This is a genomic window from Gilliamella sp. Fer1-1 (genome assembly GCF_001690825.1).
Lineage (GTDB): Bacteria > Pseudomonadota > Gammaproteobacteria > Enterobacterales > Orbaceae > Gilliamella > Gilliamella apicola_C.
Window position 1 is genome coordinate 22,301 of the sequence record NZ_LZGX01000055.1, and the last position, 9,977, is coordinate 32,277.

The 9,977-nt window shown below is 35.8% G+C and carries 8 protein-coding genes; 5 read left to right on the forward strand and 3 right to left on the reverse strand.

Features of this window, described 5'->3' with window-relative positions; all coding sequences use genetic code 11:
- Positions 1-47: 47 nt before the first annotated feature.
- Positions 48-1,121 (reverse strand): lytic murein transglycosylase B, encoded by a 1,074-nt coding sequence (gene mltB / locus A9G28_RS07485; protein WP_065566777.1) that lies wholly within the window; start codon positions 1,119-1,121, stop codon positions 48-50.
- Positions 1,122-1,178: 57 nt separating this feature from the next.
- Positions 1,179-2,168, reverse strand: coding sequence for a 2-hydroxyacid dehydrogenase (locus tag A9G28_RS07490; RefSeq protein ID WP_065566787.1), 990 nt, complete (start codon positions 2,166-2,168; stop codon positions 1,179-1,181).
- A gap of 218 nt (positions 2,169-2,386) precedes the next feature.
- Here A9G28_RS07490 and A9G28_RS07495 point away from each other — a divergent pair, with 218 nt between their 5' ends.
- Positions 2,387-3,637, forward strand: coding sequence for an AmpG family muropeptide MFS transporter (locus tag A9G28_RS07495; protein ID WP_065580250.1), 1,251 nt, complete (start codon positions 2,387-2,389; stop codon positions 3,635-3,637).
- Positions 3,638-3,646: 9 nt separating this feature from the next.
- Positions 3,647-4,318, forward strand: coding sequence for an NAD(P)H-dependent oxidoreductase (locus A9G28_RS07500; protein WP_065580251.1), 672 nt, complete (start codon positions 3,647-3,649; stop codon positions 4,316-4,318).
- 79 nt (positions 4,319-4,397) lie between these two features.
- Here A9G28_RS07500 and A9G28_RS07505 read toward each other — a convergent pair whose 3' ends face one another.
- On the reverse strand, positions 4,398-4,583 hold the full coding sequence (locus A9G28_RS07505) for a hypothetical protein (protein ID WP_065580252.1): 186 nt from the start codon (positions 4,581-4,583) through the stop codon (positions 4,398-4,400).
- A gap of 367 nt (positions 4,584-4,950) precedes the next feature.
- On the opposite strand from A9G28_RS07505, the gene trxB reads away from it, so the two are divergent.
- The 3 genes from trxB to cydC are packed head-to-tail and all read left to right on the forward strand — an operon-like array spanning position 4,951 to position 9,275.
- Positions 4,951-5,904, forward strand: a complete 954-nt coding sequence (gene trxB / locus A9G28_RS07510) for a thioredoxin-disulfide reductase (protein ID WP_065580253.1) — start codon at positions 4,951-4,953, stop codon at positions 5,902-5,904.
- Positions 5,905-5,919: 15 nt separating this feature from the next.
- Positions 5,920-7,650: a heme ABC transporter permease/ATP-binding protein CydD gene (cydD, locus tag A9G28_RS07515; RefSeq protein ID WP_065580254.1), complete on the forward strand. Its 1,731-nt coding sequence runs from the start codon at positions 5,920-5,922 to the stop codon at positions 7,648-7,650.
- Positions 7,644-9,275, forward strand: coding sequence for a heme ABC transporter ATP-binding protein/permease CydC (gene cydC / locus A9G28_RS07520; protein WP_065580255.1), 1,632 nt, complete (start codon positions 7,644-7,646; stop codon positions 9,273-9,275). The genes cydD and cydC overlap by 7 nt, the downstream gene beginning before the upstream one ends.
- Positions 9,276-9,977 lie beyond the last annotated feature (702 nt).

Here is a 9,977-nt window from a genome sequence, read left to right on the forward strand (position 1 = left end):
GTCGCATAACAACGACCTAATAAAATTTGATATTAAATATTCGATAGTTATCTTGCTTCTTTAACTGCAAGTCCCAATTGCCAAACTGCCATGGCATAATGCATGCTATGGTTATAGCGGGTTATGGTATAAAAATTCGGTAAACCATACCAAAATTGGTAACGATCACCCATATCAAGGCGCAATAGACTCACCTGAGTATGACCATCTAGTGAGCCTTGTGGTTTCAAGCCAGCTTTTGCAAGCGTTTCAATTGAGTATTTAGTGCTAAAACCTGAGTTAAGTGATGGAGCCTGACCATCAGCCATTACCGCCACTTTCTTACCTCGTTGCCAACCATATGACTTAAAGTAGTTTGCAACACTACCGATAGCATCAACTGGATCCCACAAATCAACATGACCATCATGGTTAAAGTCAACGGCATGACGTCTAAACGCTGACGGCATAAATTGACCATATCCCATTGCGCCAGCAAATGATCCACTTAAATCAAACGGATCAACGCTTTCATCACGGCACATCACCAAAAAGTCTTCTAATTCGTTAGAAAAATATTGTGCACGCCTTGGATAGTAAAAGGCAAGCGTTGATAGCGCATCAATAATTTTCGTTTTACCCATTACTCTACCCCAACCTGTTTCGACACCGATAATGCCAACAATAATTTCAGGTGGAACACCATATTCGGTATAAGCACGCTTTAACTCTTTTTCGTATTGGTTCCAAAATTCAACACCACGAGGGAGGTTGCTTGCCGTAATAAATTTATTTTTATAACGAATCCAAGCACCATTTGGTCCTGTTGCAGGTCCTGATTTTGGTGCTTGTTTATCCATTAAATTAATTACCCAATCAAGTTTATTGGTCTGAGCAAGCACATTGCGAAGCTGTTGACGGTTAAAACCATGCTTGCTCACCATTCTATCGATAAATTTTTCTTTATCTATTTCTAATGACGGACTTGCGGTTTTAGATGGGTTGTGATCTTTTTCGAGATAAACACCGCCTTTGACATTTGCATGCCCACGGTGTTCTTTCATTGGCGATGTTGAAGATCTATTACTGCTACAAGCTACAAGCAATAAAATTAAATTAAGACAAACGATAATACGGCGCATAAAAAAATCCATATCTTAAGTAATTAAAAAATCGACAACATCATAAGGGATTTCTTATTATTTAACAATATTTGAGCATGATTTACCTTCCGCAACTTGCTTAATATTGCTCAAAGTGGTGTCAGAAATATTCAACAATGCTTCTTGTGTCAAAAAGGCTTGATGACCTGTAAAAATAACATTATGGCAAGAAGACAAACGACGAAATACATCATCTAAAATGACATCATTTGATTTGTCTTCAAAAAATAGATCACGTTCATTTTCATAAACATCCATGCCCAAAGCACCAATTTTGGTTTGTTTTAATGCTTCAATAGCAGCTGTTGCATCAAGTAATGCTCCACGGCTGGTATTGATAATCATCACGCCATTTTTCATCTTTTGGAATGAATCTTTATTTAATAAATGATAATTTTCTGGTGTCATTGGACAATGTAATGTGATCACATCTGATTTGGCATATAGCTCATCTAATTCAACATATTGCGCTCCTAATTCAACCACAATATCATTAGGATAAGGATCATAAGCAAGAATATGCATACCAAAACCTTTCAATATACGAATAACCGCTTGACCAATTTTGCCGGTACCAATCACGCCAGCAGTACGATTGTGCATATTAAAGCCAGTTAACCCATCTAACGAAAAGTTAGCATCACGAGTGCGTTGATAGGCTTTATGCGTTCTTCTATTTAGCGTCATCATTAAAGCCACTGCATGCTCTGCAACGGCTTCTGGCGAATAAGCAGGCACTCGCACTACAGTAATTCCCAATTTTTCAGCTTCTGCTAAATCAACATTATCAAAACCAGCACAACGAAGTGCTAAAATTTTAATGCCATAACTGGCTAATTTTTGTAGTACTTTTTTATCGACTTCGTCATTAACAAATGCACAAACAGCATCATACCCTTGAGCTGTAACAGCCGTTTTATGACTGAGTTTATGTTCATAATATTCAATATCAAAACCAAACTTTTTGTTTGCCATTTCTAAGTGTTCTTTATCGTAATGCTTGCTACTAAAGACAGCGACTTTAATTGAACTTTTCATATTACTAAACCCCTCTTAATGGTAATTAGTTATTTTTTACTGGTTGTTGGCGTTAATCTTTATACTAAAATATATAAATTCAGTATCACTCTTGGTATCTTGAAAAAATGACTTTAGGTAATGGTTTATCTTGGTTTATAGCATTATTTTTTAATGTTATGTGCTATGATAACACTTTGTAAAAAACTAACCAATAAAGTTAAATAATGAATAAAGTATTAGCTCATGCTTTTTTTAATAAAAAAATGTTGTTGTGCATCTATACAGGTTTTTGTTCTGGACTTCCTTTTTTCTTTATTGTCCAATTAATCCCCGTTTGGCTAAAAATTGGCGGTGTAGACATAAAAACAATTGGCGCATTTGCATTAACTCAAATTCCTTACTTATGTAAATTTCTCTGGTCACCATTATTAGATAAGTTATCACCTTTCTCACTAGGATGTCGTAAAGGTTGGTTATTTTTAACTCAAATCGGGCTCTTAATTATCATACCTATGTATGGTTTTTTAACTCCCCAAAATAACATCGAAATAGTTGTTATTTTAAGCTTATTAACTGCTTTTATTTCTGCAACTCAAGATATCGCAATTGATGCCTATAGAAGAGAAATTTTGAGCGATAGCGAACTTGGCAGCGGAAATAGTATACACATAAATATTTATCGAATATCAGGATTCATTCCTGGAGGATTATCGCTTTTTCTTGCTGATTATCTATCATGGATGGAAGTATTCGCATTCACTGCCGCATTTATTGTGCCAATGCTACTCATTACAATAAGCTTAAAAGAGCCGTCACATATCAGTGTAATTCATCCAGATAAATCTATTTTCAAACAATCAATAAATGAATTCATTCATCGGCAATCATTTAGTAACACTTTATTTATTATTGCTTTTATTTCATTTTATAAGCTTGGTGATAGCCTTGCTACATCTTTGGCAACACCTTTTTATTTAGATATGAATTTTGAAATGAAACATATAGGAACTGTAGCTAAAAATGCGATGGTCTGGCCAAGTTTATTTGGAGCTCTTTTGGGTGGTTTTATTATTTCAAAATATGGCATCAACCGTTCATTGTGGATATCAGGTTTTGTACAAATGTTTTCTATTTTAGGTTTTGCTTTTTTATCTTATGAAGGACCTTTTTTAACAATTAATTACACTCAACTTATCATATTGGCGACTGTAATTAGCTTTGAATCTATTGGTGTTGGAATGGGCGCAGCAGCATTAGTCACTTTTATATCGCAAAAAACTAGCCCATTATTTACCGCAACACAATTTGCGCTATTAACTAGTTTTTCAGCTATACCAAGAACACTAATAAATTCAATGTCAGGTGTTTTAACTTCACATTTAGGATGGACAAACTTTTTTGGTTTATGTTTTATTCTCGCCATCCCAGGTATGTTATTATTATTAAAAGTTGCCCCATGGAATACCAAATCGTAAGGAGAAAATATGGATAAGCTAACCCAAGCATTTGATTTTAGACATGCATGTAAAAAATTTGATCAAACAAAAAAAATCAATAATGATGATATTGAATATATATTAGAAGCTGGCCGACAATCTCCCTCATCATTTGGTATGGAGCCTTGGCATTTTGTGGTCATTGACAGTGATAAAATAAAGGCACAATTGCGATCGGTTTGCTACAATCAAGAGCAAGTGACAAGCTGTTCACATTTTGTGATCATACTTTATCGCAAAGCCAATAACTTCACTTCGCAAAGTGATTACTTACGCCGAGCTATTGCTCGTACTTTACCTAATCCCAATGATCAAACAGCAATCGACATTGCTTGCCAAGCATTTATTAATTTTTGCGAGCAAGGACTTGCTGATGGTTTAACCATTAATCACTGGTCAGAAATGCAAGATTATATCGCTAGCGCCAATATGATGACAGCAGCTGCATTTCGAGGCATTGACTCATGTGCAATAGGTGGATTTGCTCACGATAAAGTAATACAAATTTTAGAAAAATATATACCGCAGTTAAGTAGTGAATCATTTGGTGTTGGGCTATGTTTAGCATTCGGCTATCGAGCCGGAGAGCCTACAGCACGTGTTCGCTGGCCATTGCTAGATATAACAACATATTTATCGGATGACAATTCAACGAGCTAACCAATTGAATACCTTCAATCGCCAAACGGCGAATGAAGGTATAAATGAAAAAACAGCAGAGCTTTATTTAATTAATTGTTTATTTAATTAATTGATAGAGCGCTTCAGCTTCAGATGAAGCCGAATCCATGATAAAGGCAACACCAGATAAAATATTACCAACTTGAGGATCGCTAATATTTTGTTGTACCGAATTTAAAATCTCTTGTGCCCAACTAATTTTTCTAAGCACTGCTTCTACATTTTCTTTTGAAGGATTGTTCATCTTATCTCCCCCTTGTTTTGTTAGGATGTCGAGTAAACTAATAATTAAAATGTTATTGCTAAATGATAGGAAAAAATTTAAGAATAAGAAAAGCGCATATTTTAAACACTGAAAGTAAAAAACCAAAACAAACAAAGTTTAAAAAGGAATAAATATCTTTAAAATAATTGAAAAGAAAAAGATAACCAATTAATTCGCAAAAAATTAACTCAACGCAAATAATACAAATACAGCCTGTTATGATTGCCTATTGATACAATAATCAATTTTTTTTACACTATAAGGATTAATAATGTTAGACTTATCTGCTATAAATTGCACTAGTTTTGCTAAAAATGACCAAAGTCAAAATAAGTAAGGATTTAAAATGAAAACCAAACATGCCCGTTTGTTAATACTTGGTTCTGGCCCTGCAGGTTATACCGCAGCAGTTTACGCTGCACGTGCAAACCTTTCCCCCGTATTAATTACAGGAATGCAACAAGGTGGACAACTTACTACAACCACAGATCTTGAAAACTGGCCTGCTGGCGCGCCTGACTTAACGGGATCAGAATTAATGGTCAAAATGAAAGAACATGCTGAAAGGTTTAACACCGAAATTATTTTAGATCACATCGATCGTGTCGATTTTAGCGAAAAACCTTATAAGCTTTATGGTAGTGAAACGCAATACAGTTGTGATGCATTGATCATCGCTACAGGGGCTTCAGCACAATATTTGGGCTTACCATCAGAAGAGGCTTTCAAAAGCAAAGGGGTATCAGCTTGTGCAACTTGCGATGGTTTTTTCTATCGTAACCAAAAAGTTGCCGTTGTTGGCGGTGGTAATACTGCCGTTGAAGAAGCCCTTTATTTAGCCAATATTGCTAGCGAAGTACATTTAATCCATCGTCGAGATAGCTTCAGAGCTGAAAAAATATTAATGGATCGCTTAGACCAAAAAATAAAAGAAGGTAAAGTGATCTTACATACACACCGCATCGTTGACGAGATTTTAGGCGACAACATGGGCGTTACAGGCGTTCGAATCCGTAGCACACAAGATACAAATTTAACTGAAGAAATTTCTGTTTTAGGCGTATTTATTGCTATTGGACATAAACCCAATACGACCATTTTCGAAGGACAGCTTGAATTAAATGAAGGCTATATTAAAGTGCAATCAGGCACACAAGGAAATGCAACACAAACCAGTATCGAGGGAATATTTGCAGCGGGTGATGTAATGGATCATATTTATCGTCAAGCGATTACTTCAGCAGGTACGGGCTGTATGGCGGCTTTAGATGCCGAACACTATTTGGACAACTTAAAATAAACAGTAAAGAGCTTCATGTCATTAGATAAAAAACGCCAAGCCTATTTACTTGGCTGGTTAAAACAGTATGCAAAAATGCATAAAAGCAATTTGTGGGCTTCAATTTTAACTGGCTTTGTTTTAACAATATTAGTGATTATCCAAGCTGCGTTGCTTGCAATCATTTTACAAAAAATCATTATTGATCAACACCATTTTACGGATATCTTACCTTTTTGGGGCGGACTAATTGGGGTATTACTCGGTCGGGCATTTTTTATTTATCTGCGTGAAAAAATCAACTTTGCCATAGGTCAAAAAGTTCGCAAGCAAATTCGACACCAATTAATTAACCAACTTGAATTGCATGGTCCGGCTTACTTAAATCAAAGCACCATCGGCGCATGGAGTACGTTACTTATTGAACAAGTCGATAAATTGCATGACTTTTTTGCACGCTATTTGCCACAAATGCGATTGGCAAGCATGACACCGATTTTAATTTGTATAGCGATATTCCCTTTTAATTGGGCCGCCGCTACAATTTTACTTTGCACAGCACCACTGATTCCTATTTTTATGATCTTAGTCGGAATGGGGGCTGCCGATATCAATCGTCGCCATTTTAAAGCCCTCGCTTATTTAAGTGGTCACTTTTTAGATCGTCTAAAAGGTCTCAATACCATTCGACTATTCAACCAAGGCGAAAAACAAACTAACGAAATAGCTCGTGCTTCTGAGGATTTTCGTATAAAAACGATGCAAGTACTCAAAATTGCATTCTTATCTTCTGCTGTATTAGAGTTTTTCACATCAATTTCAATCGCCATTGTGGCGATTTATTTTGGTTTTTCCTATTTGGGAGAATTTGATTTTGGCGCATACAACGGAACTGTTACCTTATTTGCTGGTTTTTTTGCGTTAATTTTAGCACCTGAATATTTTCAACCATTACGTGATTTAGGCACCTACTATCATGCTAAAGCAGAAGCAATCGCAGCGGCTGATAATATCGAAACTTTTTTAAGTAAAAACATTGTGCAAAAACAACCTAACATTAAAGCAACTAACATCAAATTGGATGAACCATTACAAACCATTGAAGCAAATAACTTAATTGTACTATCTAGTGAACAACAATTTATCGTTGGTCCACTATCGTTTAATTTGCAAGCACCGTTTAAATTGGCTTTGATTGGTACCAGTGGCGCAGGAAAAACGTCGTTAATGCAAGTGTTGCTTGGTTTTTTACCTTATCAAGGTTCGCTAAAAATTAATGGCATTGAATTTAACCAATTAGATATAAATGATTGGCAGCAAAAGGTGAGTTGGATAGGGCAAAATCCTTATCTGCTAAATAGCACTATTCGCGATAATATTTTACTTGGTAAGCCAAACGCCACAATGCAAGAACTTGAAGAGGTAATCACCAAAACACAATTAGCCGATGTAATTGCCAAATTACCACAAGGAATTGAAACCCAAGTTGGCGAAGATGCCGTGCGTTTATCTGTTGGACAAGCACAACGAATTGCTTTAGCTAGAGCTATGCTAAAACCTTGCCAATTAATTATTCTTGATGAGCCAACGGCTAGTTTAGACAAGCAAACCATGCAAAATCTAGATCAACAACCTATTGCCCCCAACAGCATTACCATTACTCACCAAACAGATGATATGCAGAATTATGAACAAATCTGGCAACTAGCCCACAGCAAGCTACATCAAGGTAAGCTACCTTGTGATAGCGAGGAGGATTTATGTTAGCCACATTGCGCCCTTATATAGCTCTTTATAAACACTATTTTTGGCAAATTTTAGCTGGTTTATTGTTATCAATTCTTACCCTACTTGCTAGTGTCTTTCTATTATCTTTATCAGGATGGTTTTTAGCTTCTACCGCTTTTGTTGGCGTTGCTGGTTTGTATTCGTTTAATTATATGTTGCCAGCAGCCGGCGTACGTGCGGCAGCGATTGCTCGCACCGCTTCACGTTATATGGAGCGTTTGGTTGATCACAACACTACATTTAAAATCTTAGCTTATCTAAGAACGCTTGCTTTTCGTAAAATTTTGCCATTAAGTGCTAATCAACTTGCCCACTACCAACGAGCAGATTTACTTAATCGCTTCATTGTTGATATTGATGCGCTTGATCATTTATACCTAAAACTCTTTGCCCCTATTGTAACTGCTTTAGTGACCATTGGCATTTTATTTATTGGACTTGCAACTATCAATTTACCCATTGCACTAATCATTACTATCATACTTACAACTACGTTACTTGTCGTGCCCGTTATTTTTTACCAAGCAGGAGAGCAGCTAGGAAAAACGCTAGCTAAACAACAAAGTGAGTACCGAACATTATTAATCAATTACCTGCAAGGGCAAGCTGAACTGACTCTATTTAATGCGCAACTGCGCTATCGTACTCAGCTTGATGAACTGGAATCAGATTGGTTGTATAATCAGCAGCGCCAATCAACATTAATGGCGCTATCAAGTGCATTAGTCTTACTAATTGCAGGCTTTTTAACGTTACTTGTGCTATGGTTAATTACCCAATACACCTTATCACCTTTAGTGGCTTTATTTGTATTTGTTAGCCTTGCTAGTGCCGAGATCCTTATGCCAATTCCTGGTGCATTTATCTTTTTAGGACAAGTGCTTTCTTCTGCCACACGCACCACCGCTATTTTCAATCAAACACCAGATATTAAATTTGTGCCAAAAGGCAGAACGATAGATCTAAACGTGGCAAAATTACAATTTAAGCAAATTAATTTCACTTATCCCAATCAGCCTTTTGCGGTATTAACTGATTTTTCATTGACAGTTGAACATGGTGAGCATATTGGCATAATTGGTAAAACAGGTTGTGGTAAATCGACATTGCTAAGCCTAATAAATCGCATATGGCAACCTCAATCAGGCAATATTTATATCAACAATGTTGAACTCAATCAACTTGATGAAAAAACATTACGGAAAACGATTGCTATGGTGCCACAAGTGATCACGATATTTAGTGACACCTTAAAGCAAAATTTACTCATAGGCAATCAACAAGCGACCGAGCAACAATTAATAGATGTATTACACCAAGTTGAGCTCGACAAACTATTAGCTACGGATCAAGGTTTAGACTTGCTTATTGGACAAGGTGGCCGAACACTATCCGGTGGCGAAATTCGCCGTATCGGCATTGCAAGAGCCTTACTGCATAATTCCCCATTAATTTTAATGGACGAACCAACAGAAAGTCTTGATCGACAAACCGAGCAACAAATTATTCAATTAATAAAGAAAACCTGTAAAGATAAAACATTGCTCATGGTCACCCATCGCCTGACCAACAATCCGCTATTTGATCGAATTATTTCGCTTTAACAAATATAAGATCTTAAGAAACGACATCAAAGCGGGGATTTTATGTGAAATCCCCAAACCTCAAGCATAAATTAAATAAAAAATCGCTAATTTTCACAAAATAAAAACCTCAATAAAATCAATGGCTTTTCTGACTGATTTTTAGGGTAAAAAACAGCTGATAGGGAAGTTGCGGTTTCGGGCGTTTTAGCTTTTGTAAATAAAATAAACGATTAATAATAATATCAAAGCGGGGATTTTATGCGAAATCCTCTACTCACACGCATAAATTAAATAAAAAATCGCTAATTTTTATAAAACAAAAACTTCAATAAAATCAATAGCTTTTCTGACTAATTTTTAGGATGAAAAACAACTTATAGGAAAGTTGCGGTTTCGGGCATTTTAGCTTTTGTAAATAAAATAAGCGATTAATAATAATACCAAAGCGGGGATTTTATGTGAAATCCTCTACTCACACGCATAAATTAAGTAAAAAACCACCAATTTTTACAAAATAAAAACTTAAATAAAATCAATGGCTTTTCTGACTGATTTTTAGGATGAAAAACAGCTGATAGGGAAGTTGCGGTTTCGGGCATTTTAACTTTTGTAAATAAAATAAACGATTAATAATAATATCAAAGCGGGGATTTTATGCGAAATCCTCTACTCACACGCATAAATTAAATAAAAAATCGCTAATTTTTATAAAACAAAAAC